This is a genomic window from Kitasatospora mediocidica KCTC 9733, from assembly GCF_000744225.1.
GTDB classification, from domain to species: Bacteria; Actinomycetota; Actinomycetes; order Streptomycetales; family Streptomycetaceae; genus Kitasatospora; species Kitasatospora mediocidica.
Genome location: NZ_JQLN01000007.1, coordinates 1,573,653 through 1,594,827, shown reverse-complemented (window position 1 = coordinate 1,594,827; position 21,175 = coordinate 1,573,653). Strand labels below are relative to the sequence as shown.

The window sequence follows — 21,175 nt, the reverse complement described above, 5'->3', positions numbered from 1 at the left end:
GCGATGACAGCGAGTATCAGCTTCCGGGGCGTCACCAAGACCTTCCCGGTCCGGGGCTCCGGCGGGGCCCGGCAACGGACCGAGTTCACCGCCCTCGACCGGGTCGACCTGGACGTGGCCGCCGGTGAGTTCGTCGCTCTGGTAGGTCCCAGCGGTTGCGGCAAATCCACGCTTCTGGACCTGCTCGGCGGCCTCGACACACCCACCGCCGGTGAGATCCTGCTGAATGCAAAGCCCGTCACCGGACCGGGTCCTGACCGCAGCACGGTCTTCCAGCAGTACGCCCTGCTGCCCTGGCGCACCGCGCAGGGCAACGTCGAGTTCGGCCTGGAGTCCATCGGGCTGCCACGTCGCCAACGCGCGGCCAGGGCCCGCGAGTACCTGGGCCTGGTCGGCCTGGCGGGCTTCGAGGAGCGATACCCGCACGAGCTCTCCGGCGGCATGAAACAGCGGGTGGCGATCGCCCGCAGCCTCGCCTACGACCCGGACGTCCTCCTGATGGACGAGCCCTTCGCCGCGCTGGACGCGCAGACCCGTGAGTCCCTGCAGGACGAGCTGCTGCGGATCTGGCGACGCACCGGCAAGACCGTGCTCTTCATCACCCATGGCATCGAGGAGGCGGTCTACCTGGGCGGACGGGTCGCCGTCCTGACCTCGCGTCCCGGCAGGGTCAAGGAGGTGGTCCCGATCGACCTGGGCAACCGCGCGGAGGACCAGGACCTGCGCTCCAGCCCGGAGTTCGCCCGACATCGGCACGAGATCTGGAGCCTGCTGCGCGACGAGGTGTCCCGGGCCCAGCAGTTGGAGAAGGAGGCCGCACCGGTATGAGTACCGATCTCACCGCACCCGCCCTGCCGGCGGACCACCCGCCCGCCCCGGCCGGGGGACCACCGGCAGCAGATCCGCCACCGCCGCCACCAGCGCCGCCGTCGCGGCGGACCGGCCGGCCGGCCACGCTGCTGCTCACCGCCGCCACCAAGTCGGTCGCGATCCTGCTTCTGCTGGCGCTCTGGGAGGTCGCTCCGCGCGCCGGCCTGGTCGACCGCACCTTCCTACCGCCGTTCTCCGAGGTGGCCCGGGCCTGGTGGGGCCTGCTGTCCGACGGTCAGCTGGCGAGCAACACCCAGGCCAGCCTGACCCGTTCGCTCGTCGGCTTCGGCCTGGCGGTGGTGATCGGTGTGCCGCTCGGGCTGCTCATCGGCTGGTACCGTGCGGTCGCCGACCTGCTCAGCCCGCTGCTGGAGCTGTTCCGCAACACGGCGGCGCTCGCGTTGCTGCCGGTCTTCATCCTGATCCTGGGCATCGGTGAGACGTCCAAGATCTCGATCGTGCTCTACGCCTGCGTCTGGCCGATCCTGCTCAACACGATCAGCGCGGTCCGCACCGTCGACCCGACTCTGCTGCGGCTGGCCCGTTCGCTGAACCTCCCGCCGCTGCGGCTCTTCCAGAAGGTGATCCTGCCGGCGTCCGTGCCGGCGGTCTTCACCGGGATCCGGCTCGCCGGATCGGTCTCGATCCTCGTTCTGGTGGCGGCCGAGATGGTCGGGGCCAAGGCCGGTCTCGGCTATCTGATCAACGCCTCGCAGTTCAACTTCGCGATCCCGCAGATGTACGCGGGCATTGTCACCATCTCCGTCCTCGGCCTGCTCTTCAACCAGCTGCTGGTCGCGCTGGAACGCCGCTTCACCCGTTGGCGCGCCCCGCTCTCCGCCTGAACTCCCCTGACCCTGAAAGGACTTCCGTCATGACTCTGGAGATTCACAAGATCGGCGGCCGGATCGGCGCCGAGGTCATCGGCCTCGACCTCGCCGGCCCGCTCGCGCCGGAGACGGTCGCCGAGCTGAACACCGCGCTGGTGGCGCACAAGGCGCTCTTCTTCCGCGGCCAGCGGCTCGACGACGACGGCCAGACCCGGTTCGCCGAGCACTTCGGCCCGCTCACCACCGCCCACCCGACCGTGGCGGCCCTCGACGGGCAGCCCAACGTGCTGGCCGTGGACAGCACCGAGGGCGGCCGGGCCAACCACTGGCACACCGACGTGACCTTCGTCCGCACCCCGCCGAAGGCCAGCACCCTGCGCAGCCTGGTCGTCCCGCCGTACGGCGGCAACACGCTGATCGCCAACACCCAGACCGCCTACCGCGATCTCCCGGACGCCCTGCGGGAGTTGGCGGACCGCCTGTGGGCCGTCCACACCAACGACTTCGACTACGCCCAGGGACGCGAGCCCGACGCCAAGGAGGCCGAGCGCCGCGCGGTCTTCACCTCGCGCACGTACCGCACCGCCCACCCGGTGGTCCGGGTGCACCCGGAGAGCGGCGAGCGCGGGCTCTTCGTCGGAGGCTTCGCGCAGAGCATCATCGGCCTGCCCACGCACGAGTCGCACGACCTGCTGCGCACCCTTCAGGCGTACGTCACCCGCCCCGAGAACGTGGTGCGCTGGCGCTGGGCCGAGGGCGACCTGGTGCTCTTCGACAACCGGGCCACCCAGCACTACGCGCCCGACGACTACGACGGCCTGCCGCGGCTGCTCCACCGGGTGACCGTGGCCGGGGACGTCCCGGTCGGCGTCAGCGGCGAGTCGAGCCGCGTCCTGGAGGGCGACGAGGCGGAGCACTACACGAGCGTCTAGCCCACTGACGACAGCGCCGCGAGGGTCCGAGTGGACCTCGCGGCGCTGTCGTACGGTCAGGCCCAGCGCCCCGCCGGGCGCGGCAGCCCGTAGTGCTCGCGCAGCGTCCGGCCCTGGTAGCCGTCGCGGAAGAGCCCGCGGGCGCGGAGCAGCGGGACCACCTGCTCGATGAAGTCGTCGAGGCCGCTGGGCAGGAGCGGTGGCATGACGTTGAAACCGTCCGCCGCGCCCTGGGTGAACCAGGTTTCGATGTGGTCGGCCAGCTGCTCGGGCGTCCCGACGACCACCTGGTGGCCGCGTCCGCCGCCGAGCCGCCCGACCAGTTGGCGCAGCGTCAGCCGGTCGCGCTCGGCGAGGTCGCGGATCAGCTCGAAGCGGCTCTTCGCGCCGTTGATCGCGGTCAACGGCGGGAGCGGGGGCAGCGGTTCGTCCAGCGGGTGGTCGGTCAGGTCGACGCCCAGCACGCTGGACAGCACCCCGACCGCGCGGGCCGGGCTGATCAGCTCGTCCAGCTCGCGGTCCAGTTCCTTGGCCTCCGCCTCGGTCGAGCCCAGCACCGGGACCACGCCGGGCAGGATCTTCACCCGCGCCGGGTCGCGCCCGGCCGCGGCCGCCCGGCGCTTGAGGTCGGCGTAGAAGGCCTGCCCCTCCGCCAGGGTCTGCTGGGCGGTGAAGACCGCCTCGGCCCAGCGTGCCGCGAAGTCCTTCCCGCTGTCCGAGGAGCCGGCCTGGACGAGCAGCGGGTGACCCTGCGGGCTGCGCGGTATGTTCAGCGGCCCGCGTACCTGGAAGTGCGTGCCGACGTGGTCGATGTCGTGCACCCTGGCCTGGTCGGCGAAGGCGCCGCTCGCCCGGTCGAGCACCAGCGCGTCGTCCTCCCAGCTGTCCCAGAGCGCGGTGGTCACCTCCAGGAACTCGTCGGCCCGCTGGTAGCGCACCGCGTGCTCCTGGTTGGCGGTGCGGTTGAAGTTCTGCGCCGAGCGCTCGCCGGCCGAGGTGACGATGTTCCAGCCGGCCCGGCCATGGCTGATGTGGTCGAGCGAAGCGAACTGGCGGGCCAGGTTGTACGGCTCGGAGTACCCGGTGGAGACGGTGCCGATCAGGCCGATCCGGCTCGTCACCGCGGCGATCGCGGCCAGCAGCGTGAACGGTTCGAAGGTGCTGATCAGACCCCAGCCGCCGTCGGACCGCGCCTCCACGCCGTCGGCCAGGAAGACCGAGTCGAAGGAGGCGGCTTCGGCGGCCTGGGCCAGCCGTTGGAAGTGGGCGATGTCGCCGGCGTCGGCGGGGTCGGTGCGCGGGTGGCGCCAGGCGGCCTCGTGGTGGCCGACACCCATCAGGAAGAGGTTGAAGTGCAACTGTCGGTCGGCGGTGGGCATGACGGGACACTCCTCGGGCGGTGAATGGGGTGATATCTCCACATTCTCGGCCGCTGTCGCCGCTCCGGCCACGATTTCTGACGCGGTGGAAGAAACCCCGCCGTCAGCCCGCCGCCCGGGCCGTCCGCAGGTCCATCGGCCGCTGGTACGTGGCGTCCAGCACCCCGGCGCAGGCCGCCACCGCCAGGACGTCCCGGCCGAACGAACCGACGGTCACCAGTTGGGCGGGCTCCGGCCGCACCCCGATCTGCTCGGCGAAGTACTCCCGCAGCCCGGGCACGGTCAGCATCCCGACCTCGACCACCACCAGCACCTCCGGGTTGAGCATGTCCAGCAGCAGCGAGGCCGCCGGGGCGAGCAGCCGCAGCCGCTCTTCGAAGAGCCGAAGCGCCGCGCCGTCGCCGGTCGCGGCCAGCGCTGCCAGCAGCGTGATGTCGGCGCGCGGGATCAGCCCCCGCGCATGGGCGTCGCGCGCCACGGTCAGCTCCGAGATGGTGGCCTGCAGGCAGCCGAGCCGCCCGCAGGGGCAGGGTTCGGTCGAACCCGCGACGGGCAGGTGGGCGATGTCCCCGGCCCGCGAGCGCCGTCCTCGCACGACCGTCCCGCCGGTGGCGATCGCGGCGTCCACCACGTTGCCGACGAAGAGCTCGACCAGTTCGGTGCAGCCGGTGCCCGCGCCGAACAGCAGCTCGGCCTGGGCCAACGCCCGTGCGTGGCCGTCCACATGGGTCGGCAGCCGGCTGATCCGGGCGTCCGGGACGCCGACCAGCAGGTCGCGCAGCGGCACGTCCCGCCAGCCCAGCGCGGTGTTCTCGACGACGCTGCCGTGCTCGCTGTCCACCCAGCCGCCGGTCACCACGCCCAGGCCCAGCAGCGAACGCCCGCCGGCCCGTCGCGCCAGGAAGCCCGGCAGGTGGCCCCGGACGGTGGCCAGTACCGTCGCGGCGTCCCCCGTCCGGGGCAACCGCTCCTGCGCCACCACCCGGCCGCGCAGGTCCAGCAGGGCGAAGGTCAGCCACGGCGCGCCGATGTGCACGCCGCAGGCCAGGTGGTGGCCGGTGTCGATGTCCAGTGGCAGCTGCGGCCGACCGGCCCGTGGTGGTCCCTCCACCGGCGGCAGCTCGCGCAGCAGACCGATGCCGATCAGCTCCGAGGTGTGCCGCGAGACGGCCGCCGGGCTCTGCCCGGTCGCCCGCCCCAGCGCGGTCCGGGACAGCGGCCCGCCCGCCAGCACGGCTCGCAGCACCGCTCCGGCACCCCCGCCCTCGGTGGGCGGCGGCGTCCTCGTGACCGCGGGAGGAGCAACCAGTGACAGCATGCGCCGATGCTCCCAGCACGGTGTTGCACCACCATGGCGGCAGCATGAAGCAGTGCGCGGGCCCTCCTTCGGCAGCGAACCGGAATCCGTCAAGATGCCGCTAAATCTGCCGTCTGACCAGCCCGATCGAAGGCAGAGCAGCCGTTACCCCGTAGTCTCGACAGCGCCGAACAGGCGTCCGGGGGTGGCCCTCGGGCTGAGCTCGATCAAGAATGGATCGCATGGCACGCGGAAGGCTGCGGATCTACCTCGGGGCCGCCCCCGGGGTCGGAAAGACGTACGCCATGCTCTGCGAGGCCCATCGGCGCCAGGGCCGCGGCACGGACGTGGTGATCGGCTTCGTCGAGCACCACAACCGGGAGAACACCGCCGAGCTGCTGGCCGGACTGGAGGCCGTGCCGCGCCGCTCCATGGAGCACCGGGACGCCGAGTTCACCGAGCTGGACCTGGACGCGCTGCTGGCCCGCCGCCCGCAGGTCGCCCTGGTGGACGAGCTGGCCCACACCAACATCCCCGGCTGCCGCAACGCCAAGCGCTGGCAGGACGTCGAGGAACTGCTCGCGGCCGGCATCGACGTGATCTCCACCGTCAACATCCAGCACCTGGAGTCACTCGGCGACGTCGTCGAGGGCATCACGGGGGTGCGCCAGCGCGAGACCGTGCCGGACGACGTGGTCCGCCGGGCCGACCAGATCGAGCTGGTCGACATGTCCCCGCAGGCGCTGCGCCGCCGCCTGGCGCACGGCAACGTGTACGCGCCGGACAAGATCAACGCCGCGCTCTCCAACTACTTCCGCCCCGGCAACCTGACCGCGCTGCGCGAACTGGCGCTGCTCTGGACGGCCGACCGGGTCGACGAGTACCTCCAGACCTACCGCGCCGAGCAGGGCATAGCCGACACCTGGCAGGCCCGCGAACGCATCGTGGTGGGCCTGACCGGTGGCCCCGAGGGCGCCACGCTGATCCGCCGGGCCGCCAGGATCGCCGCCAAGGGCTCCGGCAGCGAGCTGCTGGCCGTGCACATCTCACGCTCCGACGGCCTCGCCAACGGCGGTTCCCCGCAGACGCTGATCGAACAGCGGGCGCTGGTCGAGAGCCTCGGCGGCAGCTTCCACACCGTGCTGGGCGACGACCCCTCGCAGGCCCTGCTGGACTTCGCGCGCGGGGTCAACGCGACCCAGATCGTGCTCGGCTCCAGCCGCCGCAAGGCCTGGCAGTACATCTACGGTCCGGGCGTGGGCAGCACGGTGGCGCGCGACTCCGGTGACATCGACGTGCACATCGTCACCCACGAGCACGTGGCGCACGGGCGCGGCCGGATCCCGGTCCGTCCGATCACCGACCTGGGCCGGCCGCGCACCATCGCCGGCTGGCTGATCGGCGTCGGCGGGCCGCTGCTGCTCAGCGCGGTGCTCTCCGGGGTCCGGGGTCCGGGGCTGCCCACCGACATGCTGCTCTTCCTGTCGGTCACGGTCTGCGCGGCGCTGGTCGGCGGGCTGCTCCCGGCGATCGCCGCCGCCCTGGTCGGCTCCACCGCGCTCAACTACTACTTCACGCCCCCGACCCACACGTTCACCATCTCCGATCCGGAGAACATCCTGGCGGTGGGCATCTTCACGGCGGTCGGCATCTCGGTCGCCACCGTGGTCGACACCGCCGCCAAGCGCAGCCACCAGGCCGCCCGCAGCCAGACCGAGGCGCAGACGCTGAGCGCGCTGGCGGGCACCGTGCTGCGCGGCGCGCCAGGTGGGGAGGGCGTGCTCACCGCGGTGCTCGACCAGATCCGGGAGACCTTCCAGCAGGAGTCGGTCGCCCTCCTGGAGCGCGCCGACGAACACGCGCCCTGGCAGTGCGCCGCCGTGAGCGGGCCCCGCCCGCCGGCCCGTCCGGACGAGGCGGACGTGGACGTCCCGGTGGGCGAGAACCTCGCTCTGGTGCTGTCCGGCCGGGTGCTGCCCGCCGAGGACCGCCGACTGCTCGGGGCCTTCGCGGCGCAGGCCGCCGTGGTGCTGGAGCGCCGCCGCCTCGCCAAGGAGGCGATCGAGGCCCGCCGGCAGGCCGAGGGCAACCGGATCCGCACCGCCCTCCTGGCCGCCGTCTCGCACGACCTGCGCACACCGCTGGCCGGGATCAAGGCGGCGGTCTCCTCGCTGCGCGCCGAGGACGTCGAGTGGGACGCGGCGGACGAGGCCGAGCTGCTGGCCGGCATCGAGGCGGGCGCCGACCGGCTGGACCACCTGATCAACAACCTGCTGGACATGAGCCGCCTGCAGACCGGCACGGTCACCCCGCTGATCCAGGAGGTGGATCTGGACGAGGTGGTGCCGTTCGCACTCGGCGGGGTCCCGCTGGAGTCCGTCCGGCTGGAGGTGCCGGAGACGCTGCCGATGGTCCCGGCAGACGCCGGGCTGCTGGAGCGGGCGCTGGCCAACCTCATCGAGAACGCGGTGAAGTACAGCCCGCCGGGCGAGCGGGTGCTGGTCAAGGCCGACGCCCTGGAGCCGTCGACCGGCCCGGGCCGGGTCGAGCTGCGGGTGGTCGACCGCGGACCGGGCGTCCCGGAGGAGGCCAAGGAGAAGATCTTCGCGCCGTTCCAGCGCTACGGCGACGCGCCTCGCGGCGCCGGCGTGGGCCTGGGCCTGGCGGTGGCGCGCGGCTTCGTCGAGGCGATGGGCGGCACGCTGGCCGCCGAGGACACCCCGGGCGGCGGCCTGACCATGGTCGTCGTCCTGCCCGCCGTCGAGCGGCCGCCCGAACCGGGCGCCGCCGACCTGCCCCCGAGTACTCCCTCCCTCGCCCCCCGAAAGGCGGAGCACGCATGACCCGGGTCCTCGTAGTGGACGACGAACCGCAGATCGTCCGCGCGCTGGTGATCAACCTCAAGGCGCGCAAGTACGAGGTGGACGCCGCGCACGACGGCGCCAGCGCGCTGGAGCTGGCCGCCGCACGCCACCCCGATGTGGTCGTCCTCGACCTCGGCCTGCCCGACATGGACGGGGTGGAGGTGATCAAGGGCCTGCGCGGCTGGACCCGGGTGCCGATCATCGTGCTCTCCGCCCGGCACGCCTCGGACGAGAAGGTCGAGGCGCTGGACGCGGGCGCCGACGACTACGTCACCAAGCCGTTCGGGATGGACGAGCTGCTGGCCCGGATGCGGGCCGCCGTGCGCCGGGCCGAGCCGGTGGTCGGCGAGGACGACTCGCTGGTGGTCACCGAGGGCTTCACCGTCGACCTCGCCGCGAAGAAGGTCAACCGGGACGGCACGGACGTCCGGCTCACGCCCACCGAGTGGCACCTGCTGGAGGTGCTGGTCCGCAACGCCGGCCGGCTGGTCAGCCAGACCCAGTTGTTGCAGGAGGTCTGGGGCCCGGCCTACCGGACCGAGACCAACTACCTGCGGGTCTACCTGGCGCAGCTGCGCCGCAAGCTGGAGGCGGACCCCTCGCACCCGCGCCACTTCATCACCGAACCGGGCATGGGATACCGCTTCGAGGCGTAGGAACGGCGCTGTTCGACCACGACACCGGGGGGCTTCCAACCGGTACCCTTCCGACATGAGTGGTAACAGCAGCGACCAGTCGCAGGGCCGCCTGCGCCGGATGTTCAGCCGCCTCACCTCCAGCCAGGAGGAGCTCCAGGCGGAGGAGCTGCGCCAGGACACGGCGGAGTCGGGATGCACTCCGATCGCCAGTTGCGGGGACCGCGAAGTGGTCACGGTGGCAGGCACCCTGCGGACCGTGACCCTGCGGCCCAGGGCCGGTGTGCCGGCCCTGGAGGCCGAGCTGTTCGACGGCTCCGAGGCCTTGGACGTGGTCTGGCTCGGCCGTCGCTCGATCGCGGGCATAGAGCCCGGCCGCCGCATGATCGCCAGTGGCCGGATCGGCCACGCACGCGGGCGCCGCGTGCTGTTCAACCCTCGCTACGAACTGCGTCCGGTGGGACAGGGGAGCGATCACCAGTGACCAATCCGCCCGGCGGCGAACACGACGCCGCCGCTCCGCTCGCCGCTGCGCTCACGCAGGTCGACGAGCCGCCCGCACAGACGCCCGAGACGCCCGAGGAGGCCGCCGCCCGTGAGGCCGCGGCCTCCCGCGAGGCCGCCGACACGGTGATCAAGGCCTTCGGTGGCGTCCGCGGCATGATCGACATGACCCTCCCGGGTCTGGTCTTCATCCTCACCTTCAACATCACCCACCAGGTCTCCACGGCGGCCTGGGGGGCGCTCGGCCTGAGCGGCATCCTGGTGGTGCTGCGGCTGCTGCGCCGGGAGACCATCCAGCACGCCTTCGGCGGCGTCTTCGGCGTGGCGATCGGCGCCTGGATCTCGATGAAGACCGGCAAGGCGGAGAACTTCTACCTGCCGGGCCTGCTCTACAACGTCGGTTACTGCATCGTGCTGGCGGTCTCCGCGCTGGTGCGCTGGCCGGTGATCGGGGTGACGCTCGGCCCGGTGACCGGTGAGATGTTCACCTGGCGGACCCAGAACCCGGGCCGGCTGGCCGCGTACACCAAGGCCACCTGGGCCTGGGTGGTGATCATGGGCATCAAGCCGGTGATCCTCTTCCCGCTCTACTTCACCGGCAACGTCAACCTGCTGGGCTGGCTCAAGGTCGCCCTGGGCATCCCGCCGATGCTGCTGGCGATGTACGTGACCTGGCGGATCCTGCTGACCGCCCCACCGCCCATCAAGGCGGAGGAGCCCGACGAGGATCCCGCCCGCTGACGCCGAAGGGCCCGTACCCACCGGGGTACGGGCCCTTCGTCATGCGTACCTGCCGCGCTACGGCTGCGCTACTGGGCGCCGGAGCCCGCCGAGAGCAGGTCCTCCAGCTCCTCCTCGCGCTCCTGGGCCGCCACGAAGAGCAGCTCGTCGCCGCCCTCCAGGGTGTCGTCCTTGCCCGGCACGAGCACCCGGCCGGCCCGGATGATGGTGACCAGCGCGGTGTCGGTCGGCCAGCTGACGTCGCCGACCCGGGTCCCCACCAGCTCGGTGTCCGCGGCCAGCGTCAGCTCCACGAGGTTGGCGTTGCCCTGGCTGAAGCGCATCAGCCGGACCAGGTCGCCGACGCTCACCGCCTCCTCCACCAGCGCGGACATCAGCCGCGGGGTGGAGACGGCCACGTCGACGCCCCAGGACTCGTTGAAGAGCCACTCGTTCTTCGGGTTGTTCACCCGGGCGACCACCCGCGGCACGCCGTACTCGGTCTTCGCCAGCAGCGAGACCACCAGGTTGACCTTGTCGTCACCCGTCGCGGCGATGACCACGTGACAGTGCTGCAGGGCCGCCTCGTCCAGCGAGGTGATCTCGCAGGCGTCGGCCAGCAGCCACTCCGCCATCGGGACCCGCTCGACCGAGATCGAGTTCGGGTTCTTGTCCACGAGCAGGACCTCGTGGCCGTTCTCCAGCAGCTCGGCCGCGATCGACCGGCCGACCGCGCCCGCTCCCGCAATTGCGACTCGCATCAGTGACCCTCCTCCGGGCCCTTGGCGAACGCGGCCTCGACCGCCGCCAGATCCGCCCGGCGCAGCATCACCTGCACCAGATCACCCTCCTGCAGCACCATCTGCGGTGTCGGCAGCACACCTTCACCCAGACGGGTGACAAACGCGACCCTGGTCCCGGAGGCCTCCTCCAGCTCCCCGATCCGGCGACCGATCCACACGGTGGCGAACGGCACCTCGGCGAGCTGGACCGTCCCGCTCGGGTCCGTCCAGAGCGGCTCGGAGCCGCTGGGCAGCAGTCGGCGCAGCATCTGGTCGGCGGTCCAGCGGACGGTCGCCACGGTGGGGATGCCCAGGCGCTGGTACACCTCGGCGCGACGGGGGTCGTAGATCCGGGCCGCGACGTGCTCGACGCCGAAGTTCTCCCGGGCCACCCGGGCCGCGATGATGTTCGAGTTGTCGCCGCTGCTGACGGCGGCGAAGGCCCCCGCCTCCTCGATGCCGGCCTCCCGCAGGGTGTCCTGGTCGAAGCCGACACCGGTCACCCGCTGACCGTTGAACCCGGCGCCCAGGCGACGGAACGCCGTCGGGTCCTGGTCCACCACGGCCACCGAGTGGCCCTGCTTCTCCAGCGCTCTGGCGAGGGCGGAACCCACCCGGCCGCAGCCCATGATGACGATGTGCACGGTGTCGCTACCTCACCCGATCCGTTGGGGCCTTGACCTGGACAGACACCGTTCATCATCCTTCCGTGCCCCCAGCGTTCGGGGGTCCTTCACGCCGTCTCCCAGCTGGGCGGCGGCTCGGCAACTGAAGTGTTGCCCGCAAGCTCATCATCCGACACGCTAGCGGGTCTTTCGAACGGGACAGCGATGAACCCCGGACCTGCCGCAACCCTGTAATCGGGAACCCTTACGCTTTCTTAACGTGCCCAATCTGACGGACGTCCCCAAACGCATCCTCATCGGTCGCGCCCTGCGCAGCGACAAGCTCGGTGAGACCCTCCTCCCCAAGCGCATCGCGCTCCCGGTCTTCGCCTCCGACGCGCTCTCCTCGGTGGCCTACGCCCCGGAGGAGATCCTCCTCACGCTGTCGCTGGCCGGTGTCTCGGCGATCCACTTCTCCTGGCAGATCGGCGTCGTCGTCGCCGTCGTGATGCTCGCCGTGGTGGCGTCCTACCGGCAGAACGTCCATGCCTACCCCAGCGGCGGCGGCGACTACGAGGTCGCCACCGTCAACCACGGACCCAAGTCGGGCCTGGTGGTGGCCAGCGCCCTGATGGTCGACTACGTGCTCACCGTGGCGGTGTCGACGACCTCCGGCGTGGCGAACGTGGTCTCGGCCGTACCCGCGCTGCGCGGCCACGAGATGGGGATCAGCGTGCTGCTGGTCCTCGTCCTGATGGGCATGAACCTGCGCGGGGTCCGGGAGTCCGGATCGGCCTTCGCCGTCCCCACCTACGCCTTCATGGCCGGGGTCATAGGGATGGTGCTCTACGGCCTGGTCCGCCACCTGGTCTTCGGCACGACCATGCACGCCGAGAGTGCCGGGTTCCACCTCCAGCCGACCCCGGGCAACGAGACCGTCACCGGCTTCGCCCTGGTCTTCCTGCTGCTCAAGGCGTTCTCCTCGGGCTGCGCGGCGCTCACCGGCGTCGAGGCGATCAGCAACGGTGTGCCGGCCTTCCGCAAGCCCAAGAGCAAGAACGCCGCCACCACGCTGCTGCTGATGGCCACCATCGCGGTCACCATGTTCATGGGGATCATCTACCTGGCCCACCTCACGGGCACGCAGATGGCGGAGAACCCCGCCCAGCAGCTGCTCGGCTCGCCCGCCGGCTACCACCAGAAGACGGCGCTGGCGCAGATCAGCGAGGCGGTCTTCTCCAACTTCACGCCGGGCTTCTACTTCATCGCGGCCGTCACCGGCCTGATCCTGGTGCTGGCCGCCAACACCGCCTTCAACGGCTTCCCGGTGCTCGGCTCGATCCTCGCCCAGGACCGCTACCTGCCGCGCCAGCTGCACACCCGTGGCGACCGGCTGGCCTTCTCCAACGGCATCATCCTGCTGGCCGGCGCCGCGATCCTCTTCATCGTGGCCTTCGGCGCCGACCCCAACCGCCTGATCCAGCTCTACATCGTCGGCGTCTTCGTCTCCTTCAACATGAGCCAGTCCGGCATGATCCGGCACTGGACCCGGCTGCTGCGCACCGAGACGGACGCCAAGGAGCGCCGCCGGATGCAGCGCTCGCGGGCGATCAACACCTTCGGTCTGGTGATGACCGCGGCCGTGCTGCTCGTCGTCCTGGTCACCAAGATCGGCCACGCCTGGATCGCCATCGCGACCATGTGCGTGCTGTTCGTGATGATGAAGGCGATCCGCCGCCACTACGACACCGTCTCCCGGGAGCTGGTCGCCGCGGAGGAGCCCGACGACACCGTCCTGCCGACCCGGGTGCACGCCATCGTGCTGGTCTCCAAGCTGCACAAGCCCGCCCTGCGGGCGCTGGCGTACGCGCGGCTGGCGCGGGCGGACGTCCTGGAGGCGATCACCGTCAACGTGGACCCGCAGGACACCGCGTCGCTGCGCGAGGACTGGGAGGCACGCGGGGTCGCGGTGCCGCTCAAGGTGCTGGACTCGCCGTATCGCGAGATCAGCGGGCCGGTCCTGGAGTACGTCAAGAACCTGCGCCGCAGCAGCCCGCGCGACGTGGTCAGCGTCTACATCCCCGAGTACGTGGTCGGCCACTGGTACGAGCACCTGCTGCACAACCAGAGCGCGCTGCGGCTCAAGGGGCGGCTGCTCTTCAAGCCCGGCGTGATGGTGACCTCCGTCCCATGGCAGCTGGAATCGTCCGAGCGGCGCCGTACCCAGCGCGCGTGGACGGCGCCCGGCGCCGTTCGACGCGGCGAACCGCGGGCGGGCACGGTACCGTCGGGTTCCGTCGAGAACGCCGCCGATGCCAGCAAGGACGCCATTTCGTGAGTCGCAACACCCCGCCCCGTTCGTCGGGCAAGTCCGGACAGCCCAAAAAGGGGGGCAAGGGTGCCTCGACCGGCAAGCCCGGGCAGGTCGCCCGGCCGCGCTGGTCGAACAAGCCCGCGCGGCCGTCGGCCACCGACCGGGACGGCCTCTCGGTCGAGACCGCCCCGGTGGTCCCCGCCGAGCCGACGCCCGCCGAGCGGCCCGCGGCCCAGCCGCGGACCCCGCGCGAGCCCCGCACGCCGCGTACCCCGCGCACCCCGCGCACGCCCCGCAACCAGGGCGACGCGCCGCGCACCGCCCGTCCCACCCGCGCCGCCGCGCCGCGGGGGCCCGGCGGCGAGCCGCTGGTCGGTGAGCGCTACGAGGTCGAGGTCGGCGCCGTCGCGCACGGTGGCGGGCACTGCGTGGCCCGGCACGAGGGCCGGGTGCTCTTCGTGCGGCACGCGCTGCCGGGCGAGCGGGTGATCGCCCAGGTCACCGAGGGCACCACCAACTCGCGCTTCCTGCGCGCGGACGCGGTGGAGGTCCTGGAGGCCTCCAAGGACCGGATCGAGCCGCCGTGCCCGTTCTCCGGCCCCGGCAAGTGCGGCGGCTGCGACTGGCAGCACGTCAGCCCGGGCGGCCAGCGCAAGCTCAAGGGCAACGTCCTCACCGAGCAGCTGGCCAAGCTGGCCGGCCTCACCCCCGCCGAGGCGGGCTGGGACGGCAGTGTCGAGCCGGTGGGCGGCAAGCTGCCGCCCGGCGAGGTACCGGCCTGGCGCACCCGCGTCCAGTACACGGTGGACGCCGAGACCGGCGAGGTCGGCCTGCGCAAGCACCGCTCGCACGACCTCCAGCTCATCGACCGCTGCCTGATCGCCTCCCCCGGCGTGACGGAGCTGGGCATCGAGTCCCGCGACTGGACCGGGCTCGGCTCGGTCGAGGTGATCGCCGCCAGCGGCTCCTCCGACCGTCAGCTGATCCTGCGCCCGCTGCCGGGCGAGCAGCTGCCGCTGGTCGAGCTGGACAAGCCGGTCTCGCTCTCCCGGGTCGACTCCCAGGACCTCTTCCACCGGGTGCACGGACGCAACTTCGTGCGCGAGCGGGCGGCCGGGCGCACCTGGCGGGTCAGCAACGGCGGCTTCTGGCAGATCCACCCCGAGGCCCCGGACACCCTGGTGGGTGCCGTGCTGGACGGGCTCGACCCGCAGTACGGCGAGAGCGCGCTCGACCTCTACTGCGGGGTCGGCCTCTTCGCCGGCGCGCTGGCCGACCGGGTCGGCGAGGAGGGCGCGGTGCTCGGCATCGAGTCCTCCAAGCAGGCCGTCCAGGATGCCAAGCACAACCTGGCCGAGCTGGAGAACGTCCAGATCGAGTGCGGCTCGGTGGAGACCCTGCTGCCGCGCACCGGCATCACCTCCACCGACCTGATCGTCCTGGACCCGCCGCGCGCGGGGGCCGGCCGCGAGACGGTGGCCCACCTGGCCGCCCTGTCGGCCCGTCGGATCGCCTACGTGGCCTGCGACCCGGCGGCGCTCGCGCGTGACCTGGCCTTCTTCCGCGAGGGCGGCTACCGCCCGGTCTCGCTGCGCGCCTTCGACCTCTTCCCGATGACCCACCACTTCGAGTGCGTGGCCATCCTGGAGCCGATCGCGGGCAGCTGATCCTTGGTCGTTCGATGGTGTGTGACGTCGTGTGACGTCGTGTGATGGGGCGTGCGGACCTGGTCCGCACGCCCCATCCGCGTGTTCTGCGCGGTTTGCGACTCTCTGCGCGCGCTCTTGTCGTGCTAGCACATCGGCGCTAGCTTCGAGGACATGGGTAAGAAGCAGCTCAACGTGCGGGTGGACGCCACCACCGCTGAGATGGCCCGCGAGCGGGCGGAACAGCAGGGGATCAGCATGAACCAGTACATCGAGAGACTCGTCCAGCAGGACATGGGCGAGACCGGGCTGCGCTTCGTGGACGCGGCCGCCCAGTTCATGAAGGAGTTCGAGGGCGAGTTCCTGGCCGAGTTCGGCGAAGGCGCCGTGGCCGGGGACGACCGGCAGGGCGGGCGTCGTTGAAGCTGGAGGTCGACCTCTCCTGGCTGCTCATGACCGCCGAGCAGTACACCCCCGGCGACCCCCAGGTCGTCGACTACGGCTCGCTCCTCGCCGCGGTGGCCCGCCATCAGGCGGAGATCTTCGACATCGCGGTCTACCCCGAACCGCAGGACCGCGCCGCCGCCCTGATCCACCAGCTGATCCGGGTGCCGGCCCTGGAACGCACCAACGAGCTGTTCGCCACCGCCGTCGCCTACGCGTATCTGGTGGCCAGCGGCTGCAGCATCGCCACCACCGCACGCGAGGTGCGCAGCCTCGCGCGGGCGATCCGCGAGGGCAAGCTCGGCGTGGACGGCGTCGCCGAACGCCTGAACGGGTGGGTGGTGGACGAGGCAACCGAGGAGGGCGTCTCCGGCGAGGACGGTGACGACGACTCCGACGCGGAGTGATCTAGGGTGTTGCAGTGCTCCAGGACATCGAGCGGTACCTGACCTGCCCCCACTGCGGCCTGGGCCTCGCCCTGGGCGGCGACGGACGCGGGCTGCGATGCGCCGGCGGGCACGCCTTCGACGTCGCCAAGCAGGGGTACGTCAGCCTGCTGCCGGGCGACGCGCACACCGGCACGGGTGACACCGCCGAGATGGTGACCGCCCGCGCGGACTTCCTCGCGGCCGGGCACTACCGGCCGATCGCCGAGGCGCTGGCCACGGCCGCCGGGGGGACCGGCGGCCTGGTCGCCGACCTCGGCGCCGGCACCGGGTACTACCTCGGGCACGTCCTCGACGCGGTGCCGGACGCCTGCGGCGCGGCCCTGGACATCTCCAAGTTCGCGTTGCGCCGGGCGGCCCGGGCGCACCCCAGGATCGGCGCGGTGGTCTGTGACGCCTGGCGCCCGCTGCCGCTGGCCGACGGCTGCGCGGACCTCGTGCTGAACGTCTTCGCACCGCGCAACGGCCCCGAGATCCGCCGGGTGCTGCGCCCCGGCGGCCGGCTGCTGCTCGTCTCGCCCACCTCTCGCCACCTGCGGGAACTGGTCGGTGCGCTCGGCCTGCTCTCGGTGGACGAGGAGAAGGAACGACGAATCGACGAGAAGCTCAGCCCCTGGCTGGAGCTGGTGGAGCGGACCGAGCTGGAGTTCACGCTGCGGCTCTCGCACGCGGACGCCGCCGCCGTGGTCGGGATGGGGCCGAACGCCTGGCACACCGACCCGGCGCGGATCGCGGCGGGGCTCGCGGGGCTGCCGGAGCCGGTCGAGGTGACGGGGTCGGTGCAGCTCTCGGTGTATCGCTGACGGTTTCTCCTGCGCCGGTTTCTCCTGCGCCGGTTTCTCCTGCGCCGGTTTCTCCTGCGCCGGCTTCTCCTGCGCAGGACGTCGGCCGGTCCGACTTTGCGCGTGATCCGGGATCCTCGTTGGGATGAATCGCCGCCGCAGGCACGTTTCTGCGCGTCGAGCCGTCAGTAGCGTCGGAGCAGTGACCAGCGAAGCCGTCCCCGTAGCCGTCCCCGCTCCCGCGTACGCTCCCGCGCCCGTGGTCCGTCCGGCGGTCCGTCCCACCGTCGAGGAGGTCCGGCTCACCTCCTTCAAGTCCTATCGGCGTGCCACCCTCCCGCTCTCGCCCGTCACGGTGATCCACGGGCCCTCGGGCGTCGGCAAGTCGAACGCCCTGGACGCCGTCGCGGTGCTCTCCCGGCTGGCCCTCGGCGAGGAGATCGGCCCCTCGCTGGACGGCGTCGGCGGCGCCGGCGGCCCGCTGGCCGGGGCGGTGCGCGGCGGCCTGCTGGGCTGTGTGCCGCACGGCCGCAACGCGATCATCCTCGGCTGCACCGTGCGCTCCTGCGCGGGGCCGATCCGCCTGGAAGTGGTCATCCGGACCGACGGCCGGGTGCGGGTGGCCCGGGAGTCGCTCGCGCTGGACGGCCGGACCCTGGTGGAGACCGGCGAACAGGACGTCGGCAACGGCCGGATCAACGTCACCTGGCACAACGACAGCCGGCAGGGCGACATCCGCGCGCCGTTCCCGAGCACCTCTCTGATCGTCACGCAGATCCCGCTGCGGGTGGCCGGCTCCTCGCCCGGCGAGCGCCTGGTCCTGGCCGCCGCCGAGCAGCTGCTCACCGCGCTGCGCGAGATCTTCCCGGTGCACCCCGTGCCCGCCCTGATGCGTGGATGGGTCAGACCGGAGGCGGAGGCCAGGCTGCTGCCCACGGCGGCCAACATGTCGGCGGTGCTGGCCCGGCTGCAGGGCGAGTGCCCGCGCCGGTACGGGCGGCTGCTGAAGGCGGTGCAGTCGGCCGCCCCCTACCCGCTGCTCGGACTGGACGTGGCCCGGCGCGGCACACAGGCCCAGGAGCGGTTGCTCGCGGTGTTCGACGAAGGGGTGCTCGGCCGGACCGGGGCGGACCAGGCCTCGGACGGGATGCTGCGGCTGCTGGCCTTCGCGGCCGTGCTGCTGACCGGTGCCGAGGTGTTGGACGTCGACCCGGCCGTCGAGGTGCCGTGGGCGCGCCGCCAGCTCACCGTGCTCGCGGAGGACCTCGGGGCCGGGCTGGCGGCGGATCAGACGGCGGGGCTGCTCCGGCTGGCGCGCGAGATGTGCGGCAAGGAGCACGTCCGGTTGCTGGCGGCGGTGCAGGACGCCGTGGTGGTGCGGCCGGTGGCGGGGGTGGAGCTGGTGGAGTGCCGGCGGGATCCGATGACGGGGCACAGCGTGCTGCGTGCGGAGAGCGCGTGCGTGCCGGCCCAGCCGACGCGCGGGCCGCAGGCGGGTGCCGTCGGGTGGACCGGTGGCGGTGCGGGGTCCGCCGATGCGGTAGACCTGGAGCGGTGATCGAGCACTCCTCCCAGCAACCCCAACAGCCGCGGCCGCAGACCCAGCCGGATCAGGATCAGGACCAGGACCAGGACCAGGATCAGGACCAGGATCCGGCGCGGCAGCGGTCCGCTCCGGCCGCCGACCGCGGGCCCGGCGTCGATCTGGACGCGCTGAGCCGACGCCTGGCGGACTTCGCCGCAGTCCGCCGCTGGCAGCCCTTCCACACACCGAAGAACCTGGCCGCGGCGCTCAGCGTGGAGGCGGGCGAGCTGCTGGAGATCTTCCAGTGGCTCACCCCGGAGCAGGCGGACGCGGTGATGGACGACCCGGGCAGTGCGCACCGGGTCCGTGACGAGGTGGCCGACGTGCTGGCGTACCTGCTGCAGTTCTGCACGGCGGTGGGGGTGGATCCGCTGGTGGCACTCGCGGAGAAGATCGACCGCAACGAGCTGCGCTTCCCGCCGCCGAGCTGACCGACCCTGCTGGTATTACGCCAGGTGGGGGACGTTGGTTGTCCACAGCACCGGGGTTGTCCACAGCTTTACGACAGGGGGCTGCGCGACCTGGGATCCGCGCGCACTCTCGTCTCCTGACCGGCCGAGCGACGGCCCGTCAGGAGACGAGAGCGAAGGAGCGCACGTCATGGACGCGCTGCGATTGATCAAGACGGCCCGGCACGCGCTGGCCGAGGCCCGGAGCGTCCAGGACGTCGTGCAGGAGGCGTGGCAGGCCGCGATGCTCACCGAGGCGTTGGCCGGACAGCTCGGCGAACACCCGGTGGCGGAGGTGGCCGCGCTGGCCCACCTGCTGGCGGAGGCCGGCGGCCACGCGGGCGGCTGCCTGGAGGTACGGACCGAAGCGTCGGAGCAGGGGGAGTGGGCCCCTACCGGTCGGGCGGCCAGGCTGGGTGAGGTCGGCGAGCCGGTGCCGGTGCTGTGGCAGCTGCGGCAGCTGCTGAACGAGGCGTCCGAGGCGCTGATCATCGTGGCCTGCGGTGCCGAGACGGAGAGCGTCTACTGGCAGTGCATCGACGGGGTGGACGCCCAGGCCGAGTGCCGGGACCTGCTGGCTGAGCTGCTGCGGGTGCTGCGTCACCTTGATCCCGATCAGGAGCTGCCGCCCGACGATCAGGCGCCGCCGAAGCCGGGCGTGGTGTCGGAGCACGGTGCGGCATCGGTTGCGGAGTCGGGTGCGGAGTCTGTCGAGGGGGCGTCGAGGCTGCTGCTCCCGCTCGACCCTCCCGCCGGCCCAGCGCAGCACCCGGCAGAGCACTCGGCACCGTGCGCGCGGCGCTACCGGACGCCGACCCTCCAGCTCGGCGGTGCGGTGTGATGCGGGGGACGTCGGTTGCGCCGGTCCCGGCGGTCCCGGCCCTGCCGCCCGCGCCGGCGTCCGGTTGCCCGCTCCCGGGCCGCCGCATGCCGAACCCCGGCCGCGCGAGGTGCGCGACCGGGGTTCGGGGAGGACAGCCGGGCGGGCCGTCGGGAGTGCCTCGGAGGTCGGTCCGGAGGTCAGTTGTGCGTGTGCAGCTCGGCGTTCAGGCCGCCCCAGGAGCCGGAACGAGCGATCACCTCGACGGCACCGGACTGCGAGTTCCGGCGGAACAGCAGGTTGTCCTGGCCGGAGAGCTCGACGGCCTTGGCGATCTTGCCGTTCGGCAGGGTCACCCGGGTACCGGCCGTGACGTAGAGACCCGCCTCGACGACGCAGTCGTCGCCCAGCGAGATCCCGATGCCCGCGTTGGCGCCCAGCAGGCAGCGCTCGCCCACCGAGACGACCTGCTTGCCACCGCCCGAGAGGGTGCCCATGATCGACGAACCGCCGCCGATGTCGCTGTGGTCGCCGACCACGACGCCCGCGCTGATCCGGCCCTCCACCATGGAGGTGCCCAGGGTGCCGGCGTTGAAGTTGACGAAGCCCTCGTGCATCACGGTGGTGCCCACCGCGAGGTGCGCCCCGAGCCGGACCCGGTCGGCGTGCGCGATGCGGACGCCGGACGGCGCGACGTAGTCGGTCATCCGGGGGAACTTGTCGATGCCGTACACGGCCAGCTGACCTCCCTCGGCGCGGACGGCCAGTCGGGCCCGCTCGACCAGGTCCACGGGCACCGGGCCGATGCTGGTCCAGGCGACGTTGGCCAGCAGGCCGAACATGCCGTCCAGGCTCAGGCCGTGCGGCTGGACCAGCCGGTGGCTCAGCAGGTGCAGCCGCAGGTAGGCGTCGTGCGCGTCGAGCGGCTTCTCGTCGAGCGCGGCGATGGTGGTGCGCACCGCCACCACCTCGACTCCGCGGCGAGCGTCCGAGCGCAGTGCGCCGGTGGCGCCCGCGCCGAGCTCGGCCTCGGCCTGCTCGGCCGTCAGCCGGACGGTGCCGGCCGGGCCCGGTTCGGCGACCAGGGTGGGAGCGGGGAACCAGGTGTCGAGGACGGTGCCGTCGGCGGCGATGGTCGCCAGACCTGCGGCAACAGCGCCACGTGCGAGGGAGGTGGATTCAGCAGTCACATCGAGCACGGTAACGAATTCCGGCCGGGACTGCCGAACCCGCCCAGCGGGCGGACGGCCGTTCCCCCGCAAAACCATGTG

General features: G+C 72.2%; 20 protein-coding genes. 15 read left to right on the top strand and 5 right to left on the bottom strand.

Features of this window, described 5'->3' with window-relative positions; genetic code table 11:
• Positions 1 to 3 precede the first annotated feature (3 nt).
• The 3 genes from BS80_RS37260 to BS80_RS37250 are packed head-to-tail and all read left to right on the top strand — an operon-like array spanning position 4 to position 2,632.
• The gene (locus BS80_RS37260) at positions 4 to 828 is read left to right on the top strand and encodes an ABC transporter ATP-binding protein (RefSeq protein WP_035806272.1); all 825 of its coding nucleotides are present in this window, start codon (positions 4 to 6) and stop codon (positions 826 to 828) included.
• The gene (locus BS80_RS37255) at positions 825 to 1,715 is read left to right on the top strand and encodes an ABC transporter permease (RefSeq protein ID WP_083975768.1); all 891 of its coding nucleotides are present in this window, start codon (positions 825 to 827) and stop codon (positions 1,713 to 1,715) included. The genes BS80_RS37260 and BS80_RS37255 overlap by 4 nt, the downstream gene beginning before the upstream one ends.
• A gap of 29 nt (positions 1,716 to 1,744) precedes the next feature.
• The gene (locus BS80_RS37250) at positions 1,745 to 2,632 is read left to right on the top strand and encodes a TauD/TfdA dioxygenase family protein (RefSeq protein ID WP_035806270.1); all 888 of its coding nucleotides are present in this window, start codon (positions 1,745 to 1,747) and stop codon (positions 2,630 to 2,632) included.
• Positions 2,633 to 2,688: 56 nt separating this feature from the next.
• Here the strand turns inward: BS80_RS37250 and BS80_RS37245 are convergent, their stop codons facing one another.
• Both BS80_RS37245 and BS80_RS37240 read right to left on the bottom strand, forming a co-directional pair.
• Positions 2,689 to 4,011 (bottom strand): LLM class flavin-dependent oxidoreductase, encoded by a 1,323-nt coding sequence (locus tag BS80_RS37245; protein WP_035806269.1) that lies wholly within the window; start codon positions 4,009 to 4,011, stop codon positions 2,689 to 2,691.
• A gap of 103 nt (positions 4,012 to 4,114) precedes the next feature.
• Positions 4,115 to 5,329: an ROK family transcriptional regulator gene (locus BS80_RS37240; protein WP_051967684.1), complete on the bottom strand. Its 1,215-nt coding sequence runs from the start codon at positions 5,327 to 5,329 to the stop codon at positions 4,115 to 4,117.
• A gap of 221 nt (positions 5,330 to 5,550) precedes the next feature.
• Between BS80_RS37240 and BS80_RS37235 the strand changes: the two genes are divergently transcribed.
• Genes BS80_RS37235 through BS80_RS37220 form a run of 4 tightly spaced genes read left to right on the top strand, consistent with a single transcriptional unit; the run spans position 5,551 to position 10,052 of the window.
• On the top strand, positions 5,551 to 8,151 hold the full coding sequence (locus BS80_RS37235; RefSeq protein ID WP_035806267.1) for a sensor histidine kinase: 2,601 nt from the start codon (positions 5,551 to 5,553) through the stop codon (positions 8,149 to 8,151).
• Positions 8,148 to 8,828: a response regulator gene (locus BS80_RS37230; protein WP_035806260.1), complete on the top strand. Its 681-nt coding sequence runs from the start codon at positions 8,148 to 8,150 to the stop codon at positions 8,826 to 8,828. The genes BS80_RS37235 and BS80_RS37230 overlap by 4 nt, the downstream gene beginning before the upstream one ends.
• Positions 8,829 to 8,883: 55 nt before the next feature.
• A complete protein-coding gene (locus BS80_RS37225) occupies positions 8,884 to 9,291 on the top strand; it encodes an OB-fold nucleic acid binding domain-containing protein (RefSeq protein ID WP_035806258.1) in 408 nt (135 codons plus the stop codon).
• Positions 9,288 to 10,052, top strand: coding sequence for a DUF3159 domain-containing protein (locus BS80_RS37220; protein ID WP_051967683.1), 765 nt, complete (start codon positions 9,288 to 9,290; stop codon positions 10,050 to 10,052). The genes BS80_RS37225 and BS80_RS37220 overlap by 4 nt, the downstream gene beginning before the upstream one ends.
• Before the next feature lie 68 nt (positions 10,053 to 10,120).
• On the opposite strand, the gene BS80_RS37215 is transcribed toward BS80_RS37220, so the two are convergent.
• Both BS80_RS37215 and BS80_RS37210 read right to left on the bottom strand, forming a co-directional pair.
• Positions 10,121 to 10,792 carry a potassium channel family protein gene (locus BS80_RS37215; RefSeq protein ID WP_035806255.1) on the bottom strand — a complete coding sequence of 224 codons (672 nt, stop codon included), beginning with the start codon at positions 10,790 to 10,792 and terminating at the stop codon, positions 10,121 to 10,123.
• Positions 10,792 to 11,457: a potassium channel family protein gene (locus BS80_RS37210; RefSeq protein ID WP_035806254.1), complete on the bottom strand. Its 666-nt coding sequence runs from the start codon at positions 11,455 to 11,457 to the stop codon at positions 10,792 to 10,794. Before BS80_RS37210 ends, BS80_RS37215 begins: the two co-directional genes overlap by 1 nt.
• A 241-nt stretch (positions 11,458 to 11,698) precedes the next feature.
• Here BS80_RS37210 and BS80_RS37205 point away from each other — a divergent pair, with 241 nt between their 5' ends.
• From BS80_RS37205 to BS80_RS38425, 8 genes are all read left to right on the top strand, one after another.
• On the top strand, positions 11,699 to 13,756 hold the full coding sequence (locus BS80_RS37205) for an APC family permease (protein ID WP_051967682.1): 2,058 nt from the start codon (positions 11,699 to 11,701) through the stop codon (positions 13,754 to 13,756).
• A gap of 344 nt (positions 13,757 to 14,100) precedes the next feature.
• Positions 14,101 to 15,399, top strand: a complete 1,299-nt coding sequence (locus BS80_RS37200) for a class I SAM-dependent RNA methyltransferase (protein WP_035807077.1) — start codon at positions 14,101 to 14,103, stop codon at positions 15,397 to 15,399.
• A gap of 153 nt (positions 15,400 to 15,552) precedes the next feature.
• The gene (locus BS80_RS37195; RefSeq protein WP_035806252.1) at positions 15,553 to 15,801 is read left to right on the top strand and encodes a toxin-antitoxin system HicB family antitoxin; all 249 of its coding nucleotides are present in this window, start codon (positions 15,553 to 15,555) and stop codon (positions 15,799 to 15,801) included.
• Positions 15,798 to 16,229 (top strand): hypothetical protein, encoded by a 432-nt coding sequence (locus BS80_RS37190; RefSeq protein ID WP_035806250.1) that lies wholly within the window; start codon positions 15,798 to 15,800, stop codon positions 16,227 to 16,229. The genes BS80_RS37195 and BS80_RS37190 overlap by 4 nt, the downstream gene beginning before the upstream one ends.
• 14 nt (positions 16,230 to 16,243) lie before the next feature.
• Positions 16,244 to 17,071, top strand: coding sequence for a putative RNA methyltransferase (locus BS80_RS37185; protein ID WP_035806248.1), 828 nt, complete (start codon positions 16,244 to 16,246; stop codon positions 17,069 to 17,071).
• Positions 17,072 to 17,252: 181 nt separating this feature from the next.
• Entirely contained in the window at positions 17,253 to 18,608 is a 1,356-nt protein-coding gene (locus tag BS80_RS37180) for an AAA family ATPase (RefSeq protein ID WP_051967681.1), read from the top strand.
• 146 nt (positions 18,609 to 18,754) lie between these two features.
• Positions 18,755 to 19,066: a nucleotide pyrophosphohydrolase gene (locus BS80_RS37175; protein ID WP_035807073.1), complete on the top strand. Its 312-nt coding sequence runs from the start codon at positions 18,755 to 18,757 to the stop codon at positions 19,064 to 19,066.
• Between the two features lie 169 nt (positions 19,067 to 19,235).
• Positions 19,236 to 19,925 (top strand): DUF6099 family protein, encoded by a 690-nt coding sequence (locus BS80_RS38425; RefSeq protein WP_051967680.1) that lies wholly within the window; start codon positions 19,236 to 19,238, stop codon positions 19,923 to 19,925.
• A gap of 179 nt (positions 19,926 to 20,104) precedes the next feature.
• On the opposite strand, the gene dapD is transcribed toward BS80_RS38425, so the two are convergent.
• Positions 20,105 to 21,094 (bottom strand): 2,3,4,5-tetrahydropyridine-2,6-dicarboxylate N-succinyltransferase, encoded by a 990-nt coding sequence (gene dapD / locus BS80_RS37165; RefSeq protein WP_035807070.1) that lies wholly within the window; start codon positions 21,092 to 21,094, stop codon positions 20,105 to 20,107.
• Between the last annotated feature and the right edge of the window lie 81 nt (positions 21,095 to 21,175).

What these genes read in the sequence shown, in the direction of transcription:
- BS80_RS37260 (WP_035806272.1), top strand. Translation starts at nt 4, where the DNA reads ATGACAGCGAGTATCAGCTTCCGGGGCGTCACCAAGACCTTCCCGGTC.
- BS80_RS37255 (WP_083975768.1), top strand. Translation starts at nt 825, where the DNA reads ATGAGTACCGATCTCACCGCACCCGCCCTGCCGGCGGACCACCCGCCC.
- BS80_RS37250 (WP_035806270.1), top strand. Translation starts at nt 1,745, where the DNA reads ATGACTCTGGAGATTCACAAGATCGGCGGCCGGATCGGCGCCGAGGTC.
- BS80_RS37245 (WP_035806269.1), bottom strand. Translation starts at nt 4,011, where the DNA reads ATGCCCACCGCCGACCGACAGTTGCACTTCAACCTCTTCCTGATGGGT.
- BS80_RS37240 (WP_051967684.1), bottom strand. Translation starts at nt 5,329, where the DNA reads ATGCTGTCACTGGTTGCTCCTCCCGCGGTCACGAGGACGCCGCCGCCC.
- BS80_RS37235 (WP_035806267.1), top strand. Translation starts at nt 5,551, where the DNA reads ATGGCACGCGGAAGGCTGCGGATCTACCTCGGGGCCGCCCCCGGGGTC.
- BS80_RS37230 (WP_035806260.1), top strand. Translation starts at nt 8,148, where the DNA reads ATGACCCGGGTCCTCGTAGTGGACGACGAACCGCAGATCGTCCGCGCG.
- BS80_RS37225 (WP_035806258.1), top strand. Translation starts at nt 8,884, where the DNA reads ATGAGTGGTAACAGCAGCGACCAGTCGCAGGGCCGCCTGCGCCGGATG.
- BS80_RS37215 (WP_035806255.1), bottom strand. Translation starts at nt 10,792, where the DNA reads ATGCGAGTCGCAATTGCGGGAGCGGGCGCGGTCGGCCGGTCGATCGCG.
- BS80_RS37195 (WP_035806252.1), top strand. Translation starts at nt 15,553, where the DNA reads ATGGGTAAGAAGCAGCTCAACGTGCGGGTGGACGCCACCACCGCTGAG.
- BS80_RS38425 (WP_051967680.1), top strand. Translation starts at nt 19,236, where the DNA reads ATGGACGCGCTGCGATTGATCAAGACGGCCCGGCACGCGCTGGCCGAG.